Below are 20,363 nucleotides of genomic sequence, written 5' to 3'. Positions count from 1 at the left end.
CTGCTGGATGTAAATGGTTCTCGATTCTAACATTCCCGCGTCGCGTCATGGCCCATGACCAATGGCCCGCTATGATCCATACAGGTATGGAGTGACCCTGGAATCCCATGAACGATGCTTTGCAGATCGAGCGCCGTGGCGCTGTCCTCACCCTCTGGCTGAACCGGCCGGAGCTGCACAACGCCTTTGACGCCAGCCTGATCGCCCGGCTGACTGCCGCACTGGAAGCCGCCGGCGGCGATGATTCGGTCCGGGCCGTGGTGGTCGCCGGTCACGGCGCTTCCTTCTCGGCCGGTGCCGACATGCAGTGGATGCGTGGCATGGCCGCGGCCAGCGAGGCCGACAACCGCGAGGACTCGCTTGCCCTGGCGCGGCTGATGCGCACCCTGGACGAGCTGCCCAAGCCGACCCTGGCCCGGGTCCACGGCGCGGCCTTCGGTGGCGGCGTCGGCCTGGTTGCCTGCTGCGACATTGCCATCGCCAGCACCGCGGCCCGCTTCGGCCTGACCGAAAGCCGCCTGGGCCTGCTGCCCGCCGTCATCTCGCCCTACGTGATCGAGGCCATCGGCCCGCGCCAGGCCCGTCGCTGGTTCGCCACCGGCGAGCACTTCGATGCCGACACCGCGCTGCGCATCGGCCTGGTCCATCAACTGGTCGAACCCGAGCGCCTGGACGAGGCGCTGGAACGCCAGCTGGCCCTGCTCGACAAGGCCGGCCCGATCGCCTCGTCCACCGCCAAGCAGCTGGTGCGGCAGGTCCGCGACAGCCATGACCGCGACGCACTGGATCGCGATAATGCGGCCCTGATCGCGCGCCTGCGGGTCTCCGCCGAGGGCCAGGAAGGCCTGGGCGCCTTCCTCGACAAGCGCGCCCCCCACTGGGTCACGGAAGCCTGAACATGCTCGATCATCTTGGTTTGACCAGCGCCGACCTGGCGCGCAGCAGGACCTTCTTCCTGCAGGCACTGGCGCCGCTGCAGATCGGCGTGGTGATGGAAGTGACCGCCGAACAGACCGGCGACCACGACCACGTCGGCTTCGGCAGCGACGGCAAGCCGTTCTTCTGGCTCGGCAATGGCGGCACCGCCAGTCACGGCGTACACGTGGCCTTCGCCTGCGCCAGCCGTGCGCAGGTGGATGCCTTCCATGCCGCCGCGCTCGCCGCCGGCGGCCGCGACAACGGCGCGCCGGGCCTGCGCCCGTGGTATCACCCGGATTACTACGCGGCCTTCGTGCTCGACCCGGACGGCAACAACATCGAAGCGGTCTGCCACCGCCCCGCCGATGGGGCAGCCGCATGAGCGATTACGTCCGCATCGTCGAGGTCGGCCCGCGTGACGGCCTGCAGAACGAAAAGCAGTCGGTGTCCACCGCCGACAAGATCGAACTGATCAACCGCCTGTCGGCCACCGGCCTGCGCAGCATCGAGGCGACCAGCTTCGTCAGCCCGAAGTGGATCCCGCAACTGGCCGACGCCGCCGAGGTCTATGCCGGCATCCAGCGCAGGCCGGGTGTCCACTACCCGGTGCTGGTACCGAACGAACAGGGCTACGACCGCGCCCGTGCGGTCGGCGTCGAGGAGGTGGCGGTGTTCACTGCCGCGTCCGAGGCGTTCAACCGCACCAATACCAATGCCGGCATCGACGAGTCGCTCGCCCGGTTCGAGCCCATCCTGCGCCGCGCCGCCGCCGATGGCGTGCGCGTGCGCGGCTACGTCTCCACCGTGCTCGGCTGCCCCTACCAGGGCGAGGTGCCGCTGGCCGACGTGGTGCGCGTGGCGCGCGCGCTGCACCAGATGGGCTGTTACGAAATCTCGCTGGGCGACACCATCGGCGTCGGCACCCCGCGCAAGGCACGGGCGATGCTGCAGGCGGTGGCGGCCGAGATTCCGATGACGGCACTGGCCGTGCACTTCCACGACACCTACGGCCAGGCCATCGCCAACATCGCCACCTGCCTGGAAGAAGGCGTGCGCGTGGTCGACAGTGCCGTCTCCGGCGCCGGTGGCTGCCCGTATGCGAAGGGCGCCAGCGGCAATGTGGCCAGCGAAGACGTGGTCTACCTGCTGCAGGGCCTGGGCCTGGACAGCGGCGTGGACCTGCCGGCACTGGCCGAGACCGGCCGCTGGCTGGCCGGCCTGCTCGGTCGCGCCACCGCCAGCCGCACCGGGCAGGCGCTGGCCGCCGCAGGTTGACCGCCGCACTGCGCCGCCCTGCTGCGGCGGCGCAGTGCACAACAGCGACGGTCGCGGCTTCCGTTAGAATCGGCGGTTCTCGAACCTGCAGGACCGTTCAATGCAGCTGTCTTCCGTACGTGCCGTGATCACTGGTGGCGTCTCCGGCCTCGGCCTGGCCGTGGCCCAGCACCTCGTCGCCCAGGGCGGCAAGGTGGCCCTGTTCGATCTCAACGACGACAAGGGTGCGACCGCCGTTGCCGGGCTGGGTGCCGACAACGCCCGCTATTTCAACGTCAACGTCAGCGATGAGGCCGCCGTGGCTGCGGCCATCGACCAGGCCCACGATTTCCTCGGCGGCCTGAACGTGGCAATGAACTGCGCCGGCATCCTCGGCGCCGGCCGCGTGCTGGGCAAGGACGGCCCGATGCCGCTGGCCGGCTTCCAGGGCACGGTGATGGTCAATCTGGTCGGCAGCTTCAATGTCGCCAAGGCCGCGGCCAACCGCATGCAGCACAACGAGGCCGGCATCGATGGCGAGCGCGGGGTGATCATCAACACCGCCAGCATCGCCGCCTATGAAGGCCAGATCGGCCAGGCCGCGTATGCCGCCAGCAAGGGCGGCGTGGTGTCGATGACGCTGCCGATGGCACGCGAACTGTCGCGCTTCGGGATCCGCGTCAATACCATCGCCCCGGGCGTGTTCTGGACGCCGATGGTCGATGGCATGCCCGAAGCCGTGCAGCAGTCGCTGGCCGCCTCGATCCCGTTCCCGTCGCGCCTGGGCAAGCCGGAAGACTTCGCCAGCCTGGTCGGCTTCATCCTTGGCAACACCTACCTCAACGGCGAGACCATCCGCCTGGACGGCGCTACCCGCCTCGCTCCGAAGTGATTCCCCCGGGCGCCGGGACGGCGCCCTCCCCCAACGACCTAGATCACCATGAAAGCCAACGACATCAAGAAGGGCAACGTCGTCGAGTACAACAACGGCGTGTACCAGATCCGCGACATCGAGCGCAGCTCGCCGCAGGGTCGCGGCGGCAACGTCCGCTTCCGCTTCATCATGTACAGCGTGCCGGGCGGCAACAAGCTCGACGCCAGCTTCGATGCCGACGACAACCTGGTCGAGGTCGAACTGCTGCGCCGCCAGTCCACCTATTCGTACAAGGACGGCGATGCCTTCGTGTTCCTCGATGACGAGGACTACACCCCGTACACCCTGGACGCGGACGTGATCGGCGACGACGCCGGTTACATCACCGACGGCCTGACCGGCATCTACGTGCAGGTGATCGACGAGCAGCCGGTGGCGATCCAGCTGCCGGCCTCCGTGGTGCTGGAAGTGATCGAGACGCCGCCGGAACTGAAGGGTGGCACCGCCACCAAGCGCCCGAAGCCGGCCAAGCTCAACACCGGCATCGAGATCATGGTGCCGGAGTACATCGTCAACGGCGAGCGCGTGCTGGTGAACACCGCCACCGGCGAATTCGCCGGCCGTGCCGACTAAGCACCCTGCGCCGATCGTCTGCCGATCGCTGCCTGCGGCAAGTTCGCCGCAGGCAGCAAGCGGCGCATCGCTGACAGCAGTTGTGTAGAGCCGAGCCCGCGCTCGGCTGCGGTGGGTTGGACAGGTGCTGCAGCCGAGCGTGGGCTCGGCTCTACAGGAAACTTACGGCTGTTTCGCACCGAAGTTGCCGCAGCCATGGTACTGGCGGGTACCGACAGTCAGCATCGCCTTGGCCTCGAATGCCTCGCCGCTCATGTCATCCTGGCAGGTGGTGCGCTGGAAGCTGAGCTTGACGTCGGTGCCGTCGGACGCCTTGCCGCTCCATCCATCAGCGCCCTGGGTGGGCCTGGCCACGTCAAAGCGGCGCTCGCCGTAGTCAACTTCCACCTGCAGGCCCGGCATATCGCCATCGACGACTGCTAGCCATCCAGGTTCATTGCCGGTGGCACGGAACGCGGCATTGCCGGCGCTGCCATCGCCTTCGGTGGCTTCCACCGCATGGCACTCGCGATCCGGCTCGCCCTTCAGGCTCAGCAGGCCATCATCGCTGCCCTTGGTCCAGAAGCTGTTGCCAAGGCCATCGCTGTACTTGGCGCCGGATGCCGCGCGCTCGGAGGTCATGGCGAAGCGACGCTCGCCGATCACCAGCGTGGCAGCATCCTCGCCATTGAAGGTCGCGCCCACACTCAGATCACCACACTGGTAGGCGGTCTCGCTGCCACCTTCCGTGTTGGCGCTCGGCTGCAGCGTGGCAGGCGAGGCGTCATTGCTGCCCGCCGCGGGTGCCTGGGCCGGCTGGCACGCGGCCAGGACCAACCCCAGGGACGCTGCCAACAGACTGGGAACTACACGCATGGCTCGACTCCTTGTCGACACTACAGGAATGCTCGACCCTACCACCTCGCGGTGAGCGGGGCCTGAAAACGGCCTGACCGCACTCATGCGGCCAGCACCGCCATCGACAGCAGCTGCGCGCCACTGCCGCCGGAACTGCAGGTCCAGACCCGCAACAGGCGCAGCTTCAGTTCGCGCTCGCGGCCCTGCTGCCAGACCGACATCCGCACGTTGCTGGACAGCAGTGCCAGCCGACCACACAGCAGCGTTTCAACGGCGTGCAGCTGCAGGCCTCGCACCTGCAGGCTACCCGCCAACCAATCACCCAGCCACGGCAGATCGAGCATGCGGCCACCGTGGCCGTCCATCATGAACAAGGCTGGCGATACCAGCGCGTTCAACGCATCGTGATTGTTCTCCAGCAGCGCTGCGCACAGGCGCTGCTCCAGCGCCAACAACTGCTGCTCATGCAGATCTTCAACGATGTTCCGTTCCATCCACGGTTCCTCCCGGCATCGGCCGGCGCCTGCGCAGGCGCTGCGCGATCCACTGCCGCGCGCCCTGCACCACTACATAGAAGACCGGCACGAAGAACACCGCCAGCACGGTCGCACTGACCATGCCGCCGAACACACCGGTTCCAATCGCCTGCTGGGTTTCCTTCGACGCGCCCTGCGCCAGCATCAGCGGCACCACGCCCAGCGCGAACGCCAGCGAGGTCATCACGATCGGGCGCAGGCGCAGCCGCGCCGCCTCCAGCGCTGCTTCAACCAGACCGCGCCCCTGCTGCTGCAGCTGGCGCGCGAATTCGACGATGAGGATCGCGTTCTTCGCCGACAGCCCGATCACGGTGATCATGCCGACCTTGAAGAACACGTCGTTGGGCATGCCGCGCAACAGCACCGCGGCGACCGCGCCAAGCAGGCCCAGTGGCACCACCAGCAGCACCGCCAACGGAATCGACCAGCTCTCGTACAGCGCGGCAAGCACCAGGAACACCACCAGCATCGACAACAACAGCAGCCACGGCGCCTGCGCCCCCGACTCACGCTCCTGCAGCGACTGGCTGGTCCACTGCAGGGCAAAACCGGACGGCAGCTTTTCGGCCAACCGCTCCATCTCCGCCATGGCCTGGCCGGTCGACACGCCAGAGGCCGGGGCGCCGGACAGGTTCAGCGCCGGGAAGCCAAGATAGCGCTGAAGCTGCAACGGCGCTTCGGTCCAGTGCGGGGTGACCAGCTCGGACAACGCCACCATGCCGCCCTCGCTGTTGCGCACGTACAGCTTCAGCACGTCTTCCAGCTCCATCCGGTGCGGCGCATCGGCCTGCAGGATCACCTGCTGCAGCCGTCCCTTGTTGGGGAAGTCGTTGACGTACTGCGAGCCCATGGCTGCCGACAGCGTGCTGCTGATCTGCTCGAAGCCCACGCCCATTGCCTCGGCCTTGGCCCGGTCGATGTCCAGCCGCACGCTGGTGCCGGCCGGCAGGCCATCGGCATGCACCTCCGACAGCAGCGGGCTGGCTTCGGCCAGCTTCAGCAGCTGCTGCAGGGCCGCGCGCAGTTCGGCCTGGCCCTGCCCGGTGCGCGCCTGCAGCGCCAGCGAGAAGCCGGACGAACGTCCCAGGCTGTCGATGGCCGGCGGCATCACGCTCATCACCTCGCCCTCGGCAATCGTGGCCATCGCCTGCTGCGCGGCCTCCACCTCACCGGCCGCGGTTGCGCCTGCGCGCTCACCCCAGTCCTTCAGCATGGTGTAGGTCAGCGCCGCACTCGGGCCGGAACCGGAAAAGCTGTAGCCGAGGATCGACTGGTTGGAGCCGATGCCCGGACGCGAGGCCACGTGCCGTTCGTAGGCTTCGACCACGGCCAGCGTACGCTCGGCCGTCGCCTCGGCCGGCAGCTGGATCGAGGTCATGAAATAGCCCTGGTCTTCTTCCGGCAGGAATGCGCCCGGCAGCCAGTGCAGGCCCAGCAGCAACGCCGCCACCAGTGCGGCGAACACGCCCATCACCCGCCCGCTCCGCTGCAGCACCGTCGCCACACCACGCTGGTAATGCCCGGTCATCCGCTCGAAGCCCCGGTTGAAGGCGCCGAACAGCCCGCCGCGACCGTGATGGCCGTGGTTGGCCTGGCGCAGCAGGGTCGCGCACAGCGCCGGCGTCAGGCTCAGGGCCAGCAGCGCCGAGAACAGGATCGACACCGCCATCGCCACGGTGAACTGACGGTAGATCGCGCCCACCGAACCGCTGGCGAACGCCATCGGGATGAACACCGCGGTCAGCACCAGGGTAATGCCGATCACTGCGCCGGTCAGTTCACGCATCGCCTTGATGGTGGCCTCGCGCGGCGGCAGGCCCTCCTCGGCCATGATCCGCTCCACGCCCTCGACCACCACGATCGCGTCGTCGACGATGATGCCGATGGCCAGCACCATGCCGAACATGGTCAGCACGTTGATCGAGAAGCCCAGCGCCAGCATCACCGCGAACGTACCCAGCAGCGCGATCGGTGCGACCAGCGCCGGGATCAGCGTGTAACGCCAGTTCTGCAGGAACAGGTACATCACCGCGAACACCAGCAGCATCGCCTCCAGCAGGGTCTGCACCACCTTCTGGATCGATATCTTCACGAACGGCGCGGTGTCGAACGGGATGCTCGCTTCCACCCCGCGCGGCAGCAGCGGCGCCAGCTCAGCCATGCGCTCACGCACCGCCGCAGCGGTACGCACCGCGTTCGCGCCCGGGCGCAGCTGCACGCCGGCGGCGGTGGCTGGATGGCCGTCCTCGCGGGTGCCCCAGGCATAGCTCTGCGCGCCCAGCTCGACGCGGGCGACATCACCCAGCACCACCCGTGAACCGTCGGCGCCGGCACGCAGTACGATCGCCGCGAACTGTTCCGGCGTGGACAACTGGCCGTCGGCACTGAGCGGCACGGTGATGCGCTGGCCTGGAACACCCGGCGAATCACCAATGCGTCCTGGCGAAATCTCCAGGTTCTGCTGTTCGATGGCGGTTGCCACATCGCCCATGGTCAGGCCGTAGCCGGTCAACCGGGTCGGGTCCAGCCACACGCGCATCGCCTGCTCGGCACCGAACAACTGCACGCGGCCGACGCCATCGATACGGCGCAGCTCTTCGATGATGTTGCGCGCCATGAAATCGCCCAGCGCGGCCTCGCTGACGCTGGCATCGGGCGAACGCAGGCCGACCAGCATCAGGAAGCCGGAATCAGCGGCCTCCACGAACAGGCCGTTCTGGCGCACGCTGCGCGGCAGCCGCGGTTCGATCGCCTTGATCCGGTTCTGCACGTCCACCTGCGCCAGCTCCGGATTGGTGCCGGGCTTGAAGGTGGCAGTGATCGACGCTTCGCCGGACGTGTCCACCGACGACTCGAAGTACAGCAGGTGCTTGACGCTGGACAGCTCGCGCTCGATCAGGCCAACCACGGCATCATTCAGCGTCTGCGGGCTGGCACCCGGGTAGCTGGCATAGATGCTGACGCTGGGCGGGGCGACTGCTGGATAGCGCTCCACCGCCAGCCGCGGGATCGCCAGCACGCCGGCCAGGATGATGAAGATCGCCAGCACCCAGGCGAACACCGGGCGATCGATGAAGAAACGTGCCATGTTGGATTTCCCTGGAGGGACCGGCCCCGGAAAGGCTCAGCCCTTGCTGCCGGCCTGCACTGCACCGGCGCTGGCGACCGGCATCTGCCAGTCGCGCGCATCGACCACCACACCTTCCTGCAGGCGCTCCTGGCCCTCGACCACCACCTTCTCGCCGGCCTTCAGGCCCGTGCGCACCAGCCACTGGCGATCGACACTGCCGTCCACTTCCAGCGTGCGGATCACCGCCTTGCCGTCCGCGCCGATCACCCAGGCATAGGCCTGGCCACCGGCGCTGCGCAGCACCGCCTGCTGTGGCACGGTCAATGCACTGGCCGGCGCGCCACGTGGCACCCTCGCGCGCACGTACATACCGGGCAGCAGCTGCCGCTGCGGGTTGTCGACCAGGATGCGCAGGATGACATCACCGGTTCGCGCATCGACATTGATGCCGGAGAACAGCAGCTGGCCGCGTTCGGGCAGTGGCTTGCCGCTGGCACCGATGATCGTCACCGGCAGCTCGCCGCCACCGGCGGCACTGCGCTGCAGAGACTCCAGCTGCGCCGCCGGTTGGCGCACATCGACGTAGACCTGGTCGATCTGCTGCACCACCGCCATCGGCTCGGCATCGGCCACGCCGACCAGCGCACCTTCGGTCACCAGCGCCTGGTCGATACGGCCGGCAATCGGCGCACTGACCGTGGCATAGCGCAGGTCGAGCTGGCGACGGGCCAGGATCGCGCGCGCTTCGTTCACCGCGGCACGGGCCTGTTCGTACTCGGCACTGGCATCGTCGCGATGCTGCTGGCTGACGGCCTGTGCGGCGGCCAGTGCATGCAGGCGCTGCGACTGCACGCGGCTGCGGCCCAGCGCCGCTTCGCTGCGCTGAAGGGCTGCCAGTGCCGAATCAACATCTGCACGGAACGCCGCCGGATCGATCTGGAACAGGGCCTGGCCGGCGCTCACTTCTGCGCCCTGGTCGAACAGGCGGCGCTGCACGATGCCGCCCACCTGGGCACGGATCTGTGCGGTGCGCACGGCAGCCACGCGGCCGGGCAGTTCGTCATCGCGCTGTACCACCTGCGGGCCGACGGTGACCACGCTGACACGCGGTGCGGCTTCGGGAGTGGCTTCGGGGGTTGAGCAGGCCGTCATGGCCAGGGCGAGGGCCGCGATCAACGCGACCGGAGTCCTGAAGGTTCTCATTGCTGTGCACAATGCCGCGCAGGCGGCGGATAGGTTCTGAAGCGCGCAGTGTGCGTGGCAATGATGGGGTTTCGATGGAGGAACTGTGGAGATACGATGGAGGCAAGCACCTTACGGCCCCGCCCCTGCATGCATGCCTCCCCCGCCCTCGCCGCCCTGGTCCTGATCGTCGAGGATGAGGCCGAGATCGCCGATATTCTCAGCGCCTACCTGGAACGCGAAGGACTGCGCACGCTGCGCGCGGCCGATGGCCATAGCGCACTGGACCTGCATCGCAGCGCCCGCCCCGACCTGGTCCTGCTCGATGTACAGCTGCCACGCCTGGATGGCTGGAGCGTGCTGACCCAGCTGCGCCAGCGTGGTGAGACGCCGGTGATCATGCTGACCGCGCTGGACCAGGACCTGGACAAGCTGACCGCGCTGCGCATGGGTGCCGACGACTACGTGGTCAAGCCGTTCAACCCGGCCGAGGTGGCGGCGCGCGTGCGCGCGGTGCTGCGGCGTACGCTGCGCGCCTCGCGCGTGGACGCGCCCACTGCGCTGCGCGTCGGCCCGCTGCTGATCGACTCGGCCACCCACGCCGTGCACGTGGAGGGCGAAGGCTATAGTCACGAAGTGCTGCTCACGCTCACCGAGTTCAAGCTGCTGCACTGCATGGCGCTGGCACCGACCCGCATCTTCAGCCGCAGCGAGCTGATGCACGAATGCCTGCCGGAAAGCGAAGCGCTGGAGCGCACTGTCGACAGCCATGTCAGCAAGCTGCGCCGCAAGCTGGACGAAGTGGGCATGGTCAATGTTCCGGCCAGTGTGCGCGGCGTCGGCTACCGGTTGATGGCTGACCGCTGATGGCCCGACTGCGCCGTTCCGGGCTCAGCCGCCACATCATCGTCTCGATGTCGCTGATGGTGATCGGCGTCATCGTGATGATGATCCTGTCGTCGTGGCTGCTGTACGCGGTGCTGGTCGAGTTCTTCCCCGGAAGTACCGAAGAGCCGGAAAGCTGGCTGCCGACCGGGCCGGAGCTGGCATGGATGGTGGGCGTGATCCTGACCGGCCTGGCGCTGGCCATCGCCGCCTCGTTCCGCCTCGCCCACCGCATCCTGTCGCCGTTGAATTCGCTGGTGGACAGCGTGCGTGCGCTCGCCAGCGGTGACCTTGGGGCGCGCGCCAGCGTCGAGGAGAATTCTCCGGGCGAAGTGGCAACCCTGGTTGAGGACTTCAATGCGATGGCGCGCCGCCTGCAGCACATGGAGAGCGAGCGCGCGATGTGGCATGCGGCCATCGCACATGAGCTGCGTACTCCGGTGACGATCCTGCGCGGCCGCCTGCAGGGACTGGCCGAGGGCGTGTTCCAGCCGGACGAGTCGCAGTTCCGCAGCCTGCTCGCCCAGGTCGAAGGGCTGTCGCGACTGATCGAAGATCTGCGCGTGCTGAGCCTGTCCGACAATGCGCGGCTGGACGTGCGTCGCGCACGCACCGACGTGGTGGCCGAGGTGCATTCGGTGATGACGCTGGTCGACCCGCAGTTCCGCGCTGCGGGCTTCGTGCTGGAACTGGAAACCAGCCGCGAGGAACACAACGCGCACTGTGATCCCACGCGCCTGCGCCAGGCGCTGCTGGCGCTGCTGGAAAACGCGCGTCGCTATGCCAGCCCAGGCAAGGTGCGGATCGCCGTGCATAACACGCCGGGCCATGTGCAGGTGGCCATCGAGGATGAAGGCCCGGGCATCGATCCCGGACTGCATGCCGACATCTTCACTCCGTTCATGCGCGCCGACGGCTCACGTTCGCGCCAGGGCGGTGGCAGCGGGCTCGGCCTGGCGGTGGTCAAGGCCATCGCCGATGCACATGGTGGCCATGCTTACTGCACGCCCGGCAGCTGCGGCGGCAGCCGTTTCGTCATCGAACTGCCGCGCCAGTAGCCGGACCAGCGGCCTGCGTGCGCAGGTGTGCTCCCAGCGCGGCCAGATTGGCGTCGATCGCATCCATTTCCTCACGCTGCTGCGCCGGCAACTGCTGGCGAAGCTGCACACGCAATGCCTGCCATGCCGGTACCGCGTGCGCACTGGCAGTGGCCACGGCCGCAGACAGCAGTACCTGCTCGTCGCCCAGCGGCAACCCATAGCCGCCGTCCTGCAGCAGCGTCCCCGGGCGCAACCACTGCCCACTCTGCGCCAGCAGGCCGCGCAGGCTGCGGGTTTCCGCGCTGTTGGCAGCAGCCAGCAGCTGCCGCTTGAGCACATCGCGTGCCCGCAGCTCGGCACGCCGCTGTGCGGCCTGTTCCAGCAACAGCAGGCCGGCACTGGCGCGCAGGTCGCCCTTCAGCAGCCACGGTGCCCGTTGTTCTGCCGGCAGCTTCAACCAGCCGCGCACATCGCGCGCGGGCAAGCTCAGCTGGGTCGCTGCCACTGTGAACAACTGCTGATAGTGGTCGCGCGCGGAAGCGAAGTAATAGCCCTGTGCCTGCGCGGCGTTGCGGTCCGTGAGTACCCGCTCGTCGAGCATCCCCAGCCGCGCCAGCCGGCGCTTGAGGCCGCGCGGGCTCAGCTGGGCCAGCCCGGCCTCGCCCAGCCGCGGCACTCCGGCCTGCAGCAGCTTGGCGGTCTCCACCGCACAGTTGTTGCTGACGAAGTAATAGCGCCCGTCATAGCTCCAGTGCACCTGGGCGGTGCGCTCGAGCAGGCTGGCGATCTCATCGCGCTGCAGCCGCAATGGCAGCGACTGCAGGCCGCGCAGTTCGACCTTGGTGTACTCGTCCACCACCTGCTGCAGCGGCAGCACGAACAGCCGCGACGGGTAGCCGCCGGTCAAGCCGCGCCAGTTGGATATCTGCACGTCGCCCACGAACGCGCGGAAGGACAGCACGCGGTGGTGTTCGAGATCCAGCCTGCAGTCCGGCCCCGGTGCGCGCCCGGGCCTGCAGATCACCAATCGCAGCATGCTGTGGCCCCAGCGGCTCATCGGCTGCGCGCTGCCTTCGGCGAACAGGTAATCCACGGCGTAGACACGCGCGGGGTCGAGCTGCAGCAGCGATGCCGCCCCCTCTTCCGATTCGGCCTGCAGCAATGGCAACGCGGTCGCGCAGTGCGACTGCGGCAGCGATGGCGGGGTTCCGAAATGGGCCTGGTACCACCGCGCCAGTGCCGGGCGCCGGCAGGCGAACTCGCTGTCGAGCACGAAATGCTCGGCGTTCACTGCCAGGTACTCGGCCGGGTCCTTCAGTTCATACGCATCGGGGCTGCGGTCACGGAAGTCGTTGTCGCCACGGCCGAGATGCCAGGGCTTGCGCTGCCAACCCGCGAGGTCACGCCATCGCATGCTCTGCGACCAGTTCGCACCGCCACGGTCGGCGACGTGCGTCAGTTCGTGTACCAGCGCGCTGCGGCGTGCGCGCCGGGCGCCCGGCGCACTGTCGCCCAGCAGACTCCGGCGCAGCGCGATACGGCCAGCGAAGGTGCGGCCATGCACATCGGCCGGCAGGTCATCCGTCCAGCGCACCCGTACCTGCGCCGGCAACGCAGCCAGCAGGCCGTCCGGCAATAGTGACTGCACGTCGGCCAGGGTCTGGCTGGCGAGCCGCTGCTGCGCCGGATCGAGACCGGACGGATCAAGCTGCAGGCGATCAGCTGCAGACGCGACGTGGGCGGTCAGCAGTAGAGCCACGCCAAGCGTGGCGGCGTTCCGTGCAGATGTCATGGAATTGCCGGCCAGCGGCCGGCACTACCCGAAGGCCGGATCAACGCGCCAGCAGTGTGCGGGCCAGTTCCAGGTCGCTCTGCTGCTGCGCGGCGGCGCTCTGCTCACGCAGGTGGGCCAGTGCGGCCTGCAGGCGGGCGCCACGGATCTGGCCGTCGCTGGCAACGAACGCAGCGGCATCGTCGCGCGCGGCCAGCACCACCTTGTCGTCACCCGAGCTGCTGCCCGAGGAGCCGGAGGAAGCACCGGTGGCAGAACCGGCCGAGGTGCCGGCGAAGCTGGAAGCAAAGCCGGCCAGCGGCAGGGACAGCAGGGCGAGCAGCAGAAGCGGACGGGTCATCGGTTCGAAGCCGGTTGTGAGGATGGGTGGAGCGTAACGGGTGGGTGAAGGATTTGCCCGGCTCAGGCGTCAAACAGCTTGCCGGGATTCAGCCGCGCTTGGGGATCGAACGCGCGTTTGACCGCCTTCATCAGCGCGATTTCGGCCGGGCCGCGGGTGCTGTCCAGGTAGCCCTTCTTGACCAGGCCGATGCCATGCTCGGCCGAGATGCTGCCATCGAAACGCGCCAGCACCTGCGCCAGCAGCTTGGTGACGTGCTCGCACTGCGCCACGAAATCGGCGTCACTGGTGTCGTCGGGCTTGAGCACGTTGATATGCAGGTTGCCGTCGCCGATGTGGCCGAACCAGACCACGTCGAAGTGCGGGTAGGCTTGCCCGATCAGCGCCTGGGTCTCGGCCAGGAACGCCGGCATCGCCGAGATCCGTACCGAGACGTCGTTCTTGTAGGGTTTGTAGCGCGCCAGCGATTCGGTGATGCCTTCGCGCAGGCGCCACAGCTGGGCGGCCTGGGCGTCGCTGGCACTGATCACCCCGTCGCTGACCCAGCCGTTGCCCATGCAGTCCTCGAAGGCCGCCATCGCCGCCGCTTCCTGCGCTTCGTCGTTGGCGGCGAACTCGGTGACCACGTAGTACGGGTGCACCTCGTCGAACGGCGCCTGCGCGCCGTGCGCCAGCACATGTTCCAGCGCGCGGTCGGTGAAGAACTCGAAGGCCTGCAGCTGCAGGCGCGCGCGGAACGCGGCGAACACCTGCATCAGCACTTCGAAGCTGGGTACGGCCAGCAGCATCACGTTGCTGGCCGGCGGCGGATCGGTCAGCTTCACCGTCGCCTCGACGATCACCCCCAACGTACCTTCCGAACCAATCAGCAGCTGGCGGAAGTCATAGCCGCTGGAGTTCTTGATCAGGCCCTTGTTGAGCTCGAGCAGTTCGCCACTGGCGGTGACCACCTTCAGCCCGGCGATCCACTCGCGGGTGTTGCCGTAGCGGATCACGCGGATGCCGCCGGCATTGGTGGCGATGTTGCCGCCGATCGTGCACGAGCCGCGCGCGGCGAAATCCACCGGGTAGATCAGGCCGTGGTCCAGCGCGGCGTTGTGCACGGCTTCCAGCGGCATGCCGGCCTGCACCACCAGGGTGCGGTCGACCGCGTCGTAGGCCAGTGCCTTGTTCATCCTCTCCAGGCTGAGCACCAGCTCGCCGTTGGCCGCCACCGCGCCACCCGAGAGGCCGGTGCGGCCGCCCGACGGCACCACCGCCACGCCCTCGGCGGCACTCCAGCGCATCACCGCCTGTACCTCCTCGACCGTGGCCGGCAGTGCGACCGCCAACGGCGCAGGCGTCCAGCGCCGGGTCCAGTCGCGCCCGTAATGCTCCAGGTCGGCCGGGTCGGTCTTCAGCTTCAGGCCGGGACAGGCCTGCTGCAGCGAGGCAATGCGGGAATCGGTCATGACGGTCCAGCGCGGGGCGTGAAGAACGGGCAAGCGTGCCAGCGGCACGCGCCAGCGTCCAGCCCCGCAGCCGGGCCGATAGCTACGGATGCAACCAATTGCGCACTGCACCATGAGCGCCGTGATCTGGCATAGTGGTCAGCCCCTGTCCCACTGGCCGTGTTGCCCCATGTCGCCGAAGAAGACCTCGTTCCCGAAGCAGGATATCCGCGTGCTGTTGCTGGAGGGGGTCAGCCAGACCGCCGTGGAGGTGTTCAGCGCCGCCGGCTACAGCCAGATCGAAGCGCACACCAAGGCGCTGCCCGAGGACGAATTGAAGGCACGCATCGCCGAGGCGCACATCGTCGGCATCCGCTCACGCACCCAGCTCAGCGCCGAGGTGCTGGCCGAGGCCAAGCGACTGATCGCGGTGGGCTGCTTCTGCATCGGCACCAACCAGGTCGACCTGGATGCGGCCGAACTGGCCGGCATCCCGGTGTTCAATGCGCCCTATTCCAACACCCGCAGCGTGGCCGAGCTGGTGATCGCCGAGGCGATCATGCTGACCCGCGGCATCCCGCAGAAGAACGCCGAATGCCATCGCGGCGGCTGGTCGAAGTCAGCCAGCGGCAGCCATGAAGTGCGCGGCAAGACGCTGGGCATCATCGGTTATGGCCACATCGGCACCCAGGTCGGCGTGCTTGCCGAATCGCTGGGCATGCAGGTGATCTTCCACGACGTGGAAACCAAGCTGGCGCTGGGCAATGCGCGTGCAGCGGCCAGCCTGGACGACCTGCTGGCACGCGCCGACATCGTCACCCTGCACGTGCCGGAGACGCCGGCCACGCAGTGGATGATCGGCAGCACCGAGCTGGCGAAGATGCGCAAGGGCGCGCACCTGATCAACGCCGCCCGCGGCACCGTGGTCGACATCGATGCGCTGGACGCTGCGCTGGCCAGCGGCCACGTCGGTGGTGCCGCGCTGGACGTGTTCCCGGTTGAACCGAAGGGCAACGGCGATATCTTCGAGTCGCCGCTGACCCGCCACGACAACGTGATCCTGACCCCGCACGTGGGCGGCAGCACGCTGGAAGCGCAGGACAACATCGGCGTGGAAGTGGCGGCCAAGCTGGTGCGCTACAGCGACAATGGCAGCACCCTGTCGGCGGTCAACTTCCCGGAAGTGACCCTGCCCGAACACGAGGACAGCCTGCGCCTGCTGCACATCCACCAGAACGTGCCGGGCGTGCTGTCCAGGGTCAACGAGATCTTCTCGCGCCACAACGTCAACATCGACGGCCAGTTCCTGCGTACCGACCCGAAGGTGGGCTACGTGGTGATCGACATCACCGCCAGCGAGGCACAGGCCGCCGCCGTGCGCGACGAGCTGGCCGGCATTCCAGGAACGTTGCGTACGCGCATCCTGTATTGACGCGCGCTGTATTGACGCGCGTCCCGCCTTGCACGTGTAGAGCCGAGCCCATGCTCGGCTGCGGTTCCGGCCTGCATCGAGCCGAGCATCGGCTCGGCTCTACAGGTTGCTAGCGCGCCAACCACCGGCGCGCCATGCGTTGCATGGATTCATCCGATTCGGGGTCGGCCGCGACTTCGGTCACCGCCCGCCAGGCCAGGTCGAGCGATTCCTCGCTGAGCACGAAGGCCTCGCCACCCAGCGCCCGGATCACGAAACGCACGTCGTAGTGCCAGTGCCCCGGCACGTCCTTGCGCTCGGGAATCCAGTGCTTGTCCAGATCGAAGATGGCCGGGTCTTCCAGTACCAGGCCGCTCAGGCCGGACTCCTCCTCGGCTTCCTTCAGCGCCACCTGCGCCAGATCACGGTCGCCGTCGGCGTGACCGCCCAGCTGCAGCCAGCGCTGCAGCTTTCGGTGATGGGTGAGCAGCAGGCGCTGGCCGTCGGCACTGACCAGCCAGCAGCTGGCGGTGAAATGCCCGGCCAGCCGTTCGCGACGGAACGGATCTTCTGGATCGTCCAGCAATGTGCCGAATTCGGCAGCCAGTGCGTCGTGGGCGGGCTCGCGGCGGGCATAGTCCCGCAACAGGCCGCGTAGGCGATCGTCAAGCACGGCAAGGGTTTCGGCGGTCTGGCGCATGAATGGGGGCGGTTCGGAAAAATACTGCTCATTATCGCCGTTCATTGTTGCGATTGCGCTTGTGCGTTGGCTTCAGCTTTGGCTAAGGTACAGCGGGCCGTTCGCACGGCCTTCACCGTTCAAGGTTGCCGGCAACGTATCGGCGGCCCACCCCATCCGATCATTAGGAAGTACTGCATGCTGAAAGCTCTGTTGAGGGTCAAGCCGGTCCAGCCGGCCGGGCACGTCGATGCCGGCGAACCCATCGAAGGCAGCCTGGACGGCGAAGCCACGCTGAAACGGACCCTCACGGCTAAACACCTCATCCTGCTTGGCGTGGGTGCGGTGATCGGCGCTGGTATCTTCGTGCTGACCGGCCAGGCCGCGGCCAACCACGCCGGCCCGGCGGTGATGCTGTCGTTCGTGCTGGCCGGCTTCGCCTGCGCCCTGGCGGGCCTGTGCTACGCCGAGTTCGCGGCGATGATGCCGGTCTCCGGCAGTGCCTACTCCTATTCGTATGCCACCCTCGGCGAAGGCATGGCCTGGTTCATCGGCTGGTGCCTGGTGCTGGAGTACCTGTTCGCCTCGGCGTCGGTCGCGGTGGGCTGGTCGGCCTACCTGATCAGCTTCATCACCACCACGCTGCACATGCCCTTCCCGGACCTGCTCAGCGCCGCGCCCATCGCCTGGACCGGCAGCGAGTTCGTCTCCTCCGGCAAGCTGTTCAACCTGCCGGCGGTGCTGATCGTGGCGGCGGTGTCCGGCCTGCTGTACGTGGGCGTGACCCAGTCGGCGTTCGTCAACGCCATCATCGTGGCGATCAAGGTCACCGTCATCTGCCTGTTCATCGGCATCGGCGCGGCCCACATCGATCCGGCCAACTGGCAGCCCTTCATTCCGGAAAACACCGGCGTGCCGGGTGAGTTCGGCTGGAGCGGCATCTTCCGCGCGGCCACCATCGTCTTCTTCGCCTACATTGGTTTCGATGCGGTCTCCACCGCCGCCGGCGAAACCAAGGATCCCCAGCGCAACATGCCGATCGGCCTGCTCGGCTCGCTGGCCGTGTGCACCATCGTCTACATCATCGTCTGCGCGGTGCTGACTGGCATGATGCCGTACCACCTGCTGGGCACCGACAAGCCGGTGGCCACCGCGCTGGAGCCCTACCCGACCCTGTCCTGGCTGAAGACCCTGGTCGAGATCGGCGCCATCGCCGGCCTGTCCTCGGTGGTGCTGGTGATGATGATGGGCCAGACCCGCATCGCCTACACCATTTCCCGCGACGGCCTGCTGCCGAAGTTCTTCGGCAAGGTCCACGCTCGTTTCCGCACGCCCTATTGGGCCACGATCGTGGTCGGCGTGATCGCCGCCGCACTGGCCGGCCTGGTGCCGCTGAACGTGCTGGGCGAACTGGTCTCGATGGGTACCCTGCTGGCTTTCGCCACGGTCTGCATCGGCGTGCTGGTGCTGCGCTATACCAAGCCGGAGATCCATCGCCCGTTCCGCGTGCCGGCGGTGTGGATCATCTGCCCGCTTGGCGCTGCGGCCTGCCTGTTCCTGTTCTGGCAGGCGTTCGTGGTGCACTGGCACCTGTTCGTCGGCTGGACCGTGCTGGGCATGCTGATCTATCTCGGCTATGGCATGCGCAACAGCAAGCTGGCCAAGTCACCCTGATCCGCCTACGGGCCGGCCCTGTGCCGGCCCGTCCGTTTTCCCCGCGCGCCAGACACGGCGCGCTTCGACAAGACCACCACACATGTTCAAGCAACTGTGGGCCACCAAGCACCCGCATGCCGCCCATGAAGACGCCAACGGCCTGAGCCTGCGCCGCCACCTCGGCCCCTGGGGCCTGACCGCCCTCGGCATCGGTGCCGTGATCGGCGGCGGCATCTTCGTCATCACCGGCCAGGCCGCCGCCAACCACGCCGGCCCCGCGATCATGCTGTCGTTCGTGCTGGCCGCCATCTGCTGCGCCTTCTGCGCGCTGGCCTACGCCGAGTTCGCCTCGATGGTGCCGGTCTCCGGCAGCGCCTATACCTATACCTACGCCACCTTCGGCGAACTGTCGGCCTGGTTCATCGGCTGGATGCTGGTGCTCGAATACGGCGTCTCTGCGTCGGCGGTGGCGGTCAGCTGGACCGGCTATTTCCTCAGCCTGCTCAGCCAGTTCGACATCCATCTACCGGCGGCGCTGGTCAGTGCCCCACTCGATGCACAGCTGCGCCCCACCGGCGCGATCGCCAACCTGCCGGCCGCTGCGCTGGTACTGCTGCTGACCTGGCTGTGCTACGTCGGCATCAGCAAGTCATCGGCAATGAACATGGCGATGGTCGTGCTCAAGACCGGCCTGATCCTGCTGGTCATCGTGGTCGGCTGGAAGTATGTGGACACCAGCAACTGGACCCCGTTCATTCCCGCCAACGAAGGCCCCGGCAAGTACGGCATGGAAGGCGTACTGCGTGGCGCGGCGATGGTGTTCTTCGCCTACATCGGCTTCGAGGCGGTGTCGGTGGCGGCGCAGGAATCGAAGAATCCGCAGCGCGACATGCCGATCGGCATGATGCTGTCGCTGGTGGTCTGCACCGTGCTCTACATCGCGATGGCGGCGGTGATGACCGGCCTGGTGCCGTTCCAGCTGCTGGGCACCGACGAACCGGTGGTGACCGCGGTGGCCGCGCATCCGCAGCTGGGTTGGCTGCGCTGGGTGGTCGAGGTCGGCGCGCTGGTCGGCCTGTCCTCGGTGGTACTGGTGATGATCATCGGCCAGCCGCGCATCTTCATGATCATGGGGCGCGACGGCCTGCTGCCGCCGGTGTTCACCAGGATCCACCCCAAGTACCGCACCCCGCACATCAACACGGTGATCACCGGCATCGGCATCGCGCTGCTGGCGGCGCTGTTTCCGCTGGACATCCTTGGCGAGCTGACCTCGATGGGCACGCTGATCGCGTTCGCGGCGGTGTGTGCCGGCGTGCTGATCCTGCGCCGCACCCAGCCGGACCTGCCGCGCCCGTTCCGCATGCCGATGGCCTGGCTGATCTGCAGCCTGGGCGTGCTGAGTTGCCTTGCCCTGCTGTCGGCGATGACGATGCACAACTGGATGCTGATGGGCGTCTGGACCTTCGTCGGTTTCGTGATCTATTTCTGCTACGGCTTCAGGCACAGCCGTCTGCGGGGTAAGTGAGGTTTTCTGCATTGCAGGGCCTGCGGCCCTGCACCCGCCTTTGAAGCCGGAGCAACGGCAAGAGCGGGACTGTGGGTTTGGCGGGGAGGCATGGGTTCGCGGGGGACGCCGCAAGTACGTCCATGTAGGCTTGGCAGCCGCATCCATGCGGCTGACACCCCGCACTCCGACACCGCCCCACCTCTGACAGATTCCGGCGGCTGTTGGTAGGTGTCGACCTTGGCCGACACATCTGTCAGATATCGAATGAATCCGGGGTCAGATCCGTTTTCCTGCGGAAAACGGATCTGATCCCAAG

At 67.6% G+C, this 20,363-nt stretch carries 18 protein-coding genes; 10 read left to right on the top strand and 8 right to left on the bottom strand.

Annotated features, from left to right (window positions below):
* The first annotated feature begins 107 nt into the window (after positions 1-107).
* The 5 genes from A7X97_RS19285 (at position 108) to yeiP (ending at position 3,679) form a co-directional block, all read left to right on the top strand.
* Positions 108-896 (top strand): enoyl-CoA hydratase/isomerase family protein, encoded by a 789-nt coding sequence (locus A7X97_RS19285; protein ID WP_061479265.1) that lies wholly within the window; start codon positions 108-110, stop codon positions 894-896.
* A 2-nt stretch (positions 897-898) separates the two neighbouring features.
* Entirely contained in the window at positions 899-1,300 is a 402-nt protein-coding gene (locus A7X97_RS19280) for a VOC family protein (RefSeq protein ID WP_072169000.1), read from the top strand.
* Positions 1,297-2,193 (top strand): hydroxymethylglutaryl-CoA lyase, encoded by an 897-nt coding sequence (locus A7X97_RS19275; protein WP_065177609.1) that lies wholly within the window; start codon positions 1,297-1,299, stop codon positions 2,191-2,193. The genes A7X97_RS19280 and A7X97_RS19275 overlap by 4 nt, the downstream gene beginning before the upstream one ends.
* A 100-nt stretch (positions 2,194-2,293) precedes the next feature.
* Positions 2,294-3,064, top strand: a complete 771-nt coding sequence (locus A7X97_RS19270) for an SDR family oxidoreductase (RefSeq protein ID WP_065196763.1) — start codon at positions 2,294-2,296, stop codon at positions 3,062-3,064.
* A gap of 48 nt (positions 3,065-3,112) precedes the next feature.
* Entirely contained in the window at positions 3,113-3,679 is a 567-nt protein-coding gene (yeiP, locus tag A7X97_RS19265) for an elongation factor P-like protein YeiP (protein WP_005409468.1), read from the top strand.
* A 162-nt stretch (positions 3,680-3,841) separates the two neighbouring features.
* On the opposite strand, the gene A7X97_RS19260 is transcribed toward yeiP, so the two are convergent.
* From A7X97_RS19260 to A7X97_RS19245, 4 genes are all read right to left on the bottom strand, one after another.
* Complete coding sequence (locus tag A7X97_RS19260; protein ID WP_072169001.1) at positions 3,842-4,534, bottom strand: COG3650 family protein; 693 nt, start codon at positions 4,532-4,534, stop codon at positions 3,842-3,844.
* Positions 4,535-4,617: 83 nt separating this feature from the next.
* A complete protein-coding gene (locus A7X97_RS19255) occupies positions 4,618-5,010 on the bottom strand; it encodes a nuclear transport factor 2 family protein (RefSeq protein ID WP_069138645.1) in 393 nt (130 codons plus the stop codon).
* Positions 4,991-8,140, bottom strand: a complete 3,150-nt coding sequence (locus tag A7X97_RS19250) for a multidrug efflux RND transporter permease subunit (RefSeq protein WP_111008332.1) — start codon at positions 8,138-8,140, stop codon at positions 4,991-4,993. The genes A7X97_RS19255 and A7X97_RS19250 overlap by 20 nt, the downstream gene beginning before the upstream one ends.
* A 36-nt stretch (positions 8,141-8,176) precedes the next feature.
* Positions 8,177-9,325, bottom strand: coding sequence for an efflux RND transporter periplasmic adaptor subunit (locus A7X97_RS19245; RefSeq protein ID WP_065196766.1), 1,149 nt, complete (start codon positions 9,323-9,325; stop codon positions 8,177-8,179).
* Positions 9,326-9,454: 129 nt separating this feature from the next.
* On the opposite strand from A7X97_RS19245, the gene A7X97_RS19240 reads away from it, so the two are divergent.
* Together A7X97_RS19240 and A7X97_RS19235 are read left to right on the top strand one after the other, a co-directional pair.
* A complete protein-coding gene (locus A7X97_RS19240) occupies positions 9,455-10,171 on the top strand; it encodes a response regulator (protein WP_005416361.1) in 717 nt (238 codons plus the stop codon).
* Positions 10,171-11,247 carry an ATP-binding protein gene (locus A7X97_RS19235; RefSeq protein WP_111008331.1) on the top strand — a complete coding sequence of 359 codons (1,077 nt, stop codon included), beginning with the start codon at positions 10,171-10,173 and terminating at the stop codon, positions 11,245-11,247. Before A7X97_RS19240 ends, A7X97_RS19235 begins: the two co-directional genes overlap by 1 nt.
* On the opposite strand, the gene A7X97_RS19230 is transcribed toward A7X97_RS19235, so the two are convergent.
* The 3 genes from A7X97_RS19230 to A7X97_RS19220 all read right to left on the bottom strand — a co-directional run bounded on the left by A7X97_RS19230 (position 11,225) and on the right by A7X97_RS19220 (position 14,812).
* A complete protein-coding gene (locus tag A7X97_RS19230) occupies positions 11,225-13,021 on the bottom strand; it encodes a DUF7844 domain-containing protein (protein WP_072169006.1) in 1,797 nt (598 codons plus the stop codon). The two genes, A7X97_RS19235 and A7X97_RS19230, sit on opposite strands and share 23 nt — an antisense overlap.
* A gap of 40 nt (positions 13,022-13,061) precedes the next feature.
* Positions 13,062-13,361, bottom strand: coding sequence for a DUF2388 domain-containing protein (locus A7X97_RS19225; RefSeq protein ID WP_065196996.1), 300 nt, complete (start codon positions 13,359-13,361; stop codon positions 13,062-13,064).
* Positions 13,362-13,423: 62 nt separating this feature from the next.
* Positions 13,424-14,812: an FAD-binding oxidoreductase gene (locus tag A7X97_RS19220; RefSeq protein ID WP_049441183.1), complete on the bottom strand. Its 1,389-nt coding sequence runs from the start codon at positions 14,810-14,812 to the stop codon at positions 13,424-13,426.
* Positions 14,813-14,981: 169 nt separating this feature from the next.
* Between A7X97_RS19220 and serA the strand changes: the two genes are divergently transcribed.
* Positions 14,982-16,223 (top strand): phosphoglycerate dehydrogenase, encoded by a 1,242-nt coding sequence (gene serA, locus A7X97_RS19215; protein ID WP_111008330.1) that lies wholly within the window; start codon positions 14,982-14,984, stop codon positions 16,221-16,223.
* Between the two features lie 109 nt (positions 16,224-16,332).
* Here the strand turns inward: serA and A7X97_RS19210 are convergent, their stop codons facing one another.
* A complete protein-coding gene (locus A7X97_RS19210; protein WP_111008329.1) occupies positions 16,333-16,947 on the bottom strand; it encodes an NUDIX hydrolase in 615 nt (204 codons plus the stop codon).
* Between the two features lie 132 nt (positions 16,948-17,079).
* On the opposite strand from A7X97_RS19210, the gene A7X97_RS19205 reads away from it, so the two are divergent.
* Both A7X97_RS19205 and A7X97_RS19200 read left to right on the top strand, forming a co-directional pair.
* A complete protein-coding gene (locus tag A7X97_RS19205; protein ID WP_005416354.1) occupies positions 17,080-18,555 on the top strand; it encodes an amino acid permease in 1,476 nt (491 codons plus the stop codon).
* 82 nt (positions 18,556-18,637) lie between these two features.
* Positions 18,638-20,065 carry an amino acid permease gene (locus A7X97_RS19200; RefSeq protein ID WP_053500013.1) on the top strand — a complete coding sequence of 476 codons (1,428 nt, stop codon included), beginning with the start codon at positions 18,638-18,640 and terminating at the stop codon, positions 20,063-20,065.
* Positions 20,066-20,363: the final 298 nt, after the last annotated feature.

The sequence above is a fragment of the Stenotrophomonas sepilia genome (assembly GCF_003244875.1).
GTDB classification, from domain to species: Bacteria; Pseudomonadota; Gammaproteobacteria; order Xanthomonadales; family Xanthomonadaceae; genus Stenotrophomonas; species Stenotrophomonas sepilia.
This window is presented reverse-complemented; position numbering and strand designations above follow the sequence as displayed.

Excerpts from the sequence above, each read along its gene's own strand:
- A7X97_RS19285 (WP_061479265.1), top strand. The coding sequence starts at position 108 with ATGAACGATGCTTTGCAGATCGAGCGCCGTGGCGCTGTCCTCACCCTC.
- A7X97_RS19280 (WP_072169000.1), top strand. The coding sequence starts at position 899 with ATGCTCGATCATCTTGGTTTGACCAGCGCCGACCTGGCGCGCAGCAGG.
- A7X97_RS19275 (WP_065177609.1), top strand. The coding sequence starts at position 1,297 with ATGAGCGATTACGTCCGCATCGTCGAGGTCGGCCCGCGTGACGGCCTG.
- A7X97_RS19270 (WP_065196763.1), top strand. The coding sequence starts at position 2,294 with ATGCAGCTGTCTTCCGTACGTGCCGTGATCACTGGTGGCGTCTCCGGC.
- yeiP (WP_005409468.1), top strand. The coding sequence starts at position 3,113 with ATGAAAGCCAACGACATCAAGAAGGGCAACGTCGTCGAGTACAACAAC.
- A7X97_RS19260 (WP_072169001.1), bottom strand. The coding sequence starts at position 4,534 with ATGCGTGTAGTTCCCAGTCTGTTGGCAGCGTCCCTGGGGTTGGTCCTG.
- A7X97_RS19255 (WP_069138645.1), bottom strand. The coding sequence starts at position 5,010 with ATGGAACGGAACATCGTTGAAGATCTGCATGAGCAGCAGTTGTTGGCG.
- A7X97_RS19250 (WP_111008332.1), bottom strand. The coding sequence starts at position 8,140 with ATGGCACGTTTCTTCATCGATCGCCCGGTGTTCGCCTGGGTGCTGGCG.
- A7X97_RS19245 (WP_065196766.1), bottom strand. The coding sequence starts at position 9,325 with ATGAGAACCTTCAGGACTCCGGTCGCGTTGATCGCGGCCCTCGCCCTG.
- A7X97_RS19240 (WP_005416361.1), top strand. The coding sequence starts at position 9,455 with ATGCATGCCTCCCCCGCCCTCGCCGCCCTGGTCCTGATCGTCGAGGAT.
- A7X97_RS19235 (WP_111008331.1), top strand. The coding sequence starts at position 10,171 with ATGGCCCGACTGCGCCGTTCCGGGCTCAGCCGCCACATCATCGTCTCG.
- A7X97_RS19230 (WP_072169006.1), bottom strand. The coding sequence starts at position 13,021 with ATGACATCTGCACGGAACGCCGCCACGCTTGGCGTGGCTCTACTGCTG.
- A7X97_RS19225 (WP_065196996.1), bottom strand. The coding sequence starts at position 13,361 with ATGACCCGTCCGCTTCTGCTGCTCGCCCTGCTGTCCCTGCCGCTGGCC.
- A7X97_RS19220 (WP_049441183.1), bottom strand. The coding sequence starts at position 14,812 with ATGACCGATTCCCGCATTGCCTCGCTGCAGCAGGCCTGTCCCGGCCTG.
- serA (WP_111008330.1), top strand. The coding sequence starts at position 14,982 with ATGTCGCCGAAGAAGACCTCGTTCCCGAAGCAGGATATCCGCGTGCTG.
- A7X97_RS19210 (WP_111008329.1), bottom strand. The coding sequence starts at position 16,947 with ATGAACGGCGATAATGAGCAGTATTTTTCCGAACCGCCCCCATTCATG.
- A7X97_RS19205 (WP_005416354.1), top strand. The coding sequence starts at position 17,080 with ATGCTGAAAGCTCTGTTGAGGGTCAAGCCGGTCCAGCCGGCCGGGCAC.
- A7X97_RS19200 (WP_053500013.1), top strand. The coding sequence starts at position 18,638 with ATGTTCAAGCAACTGTGGGCCACCAAGCACCCGCATGCCGCCCATGAA.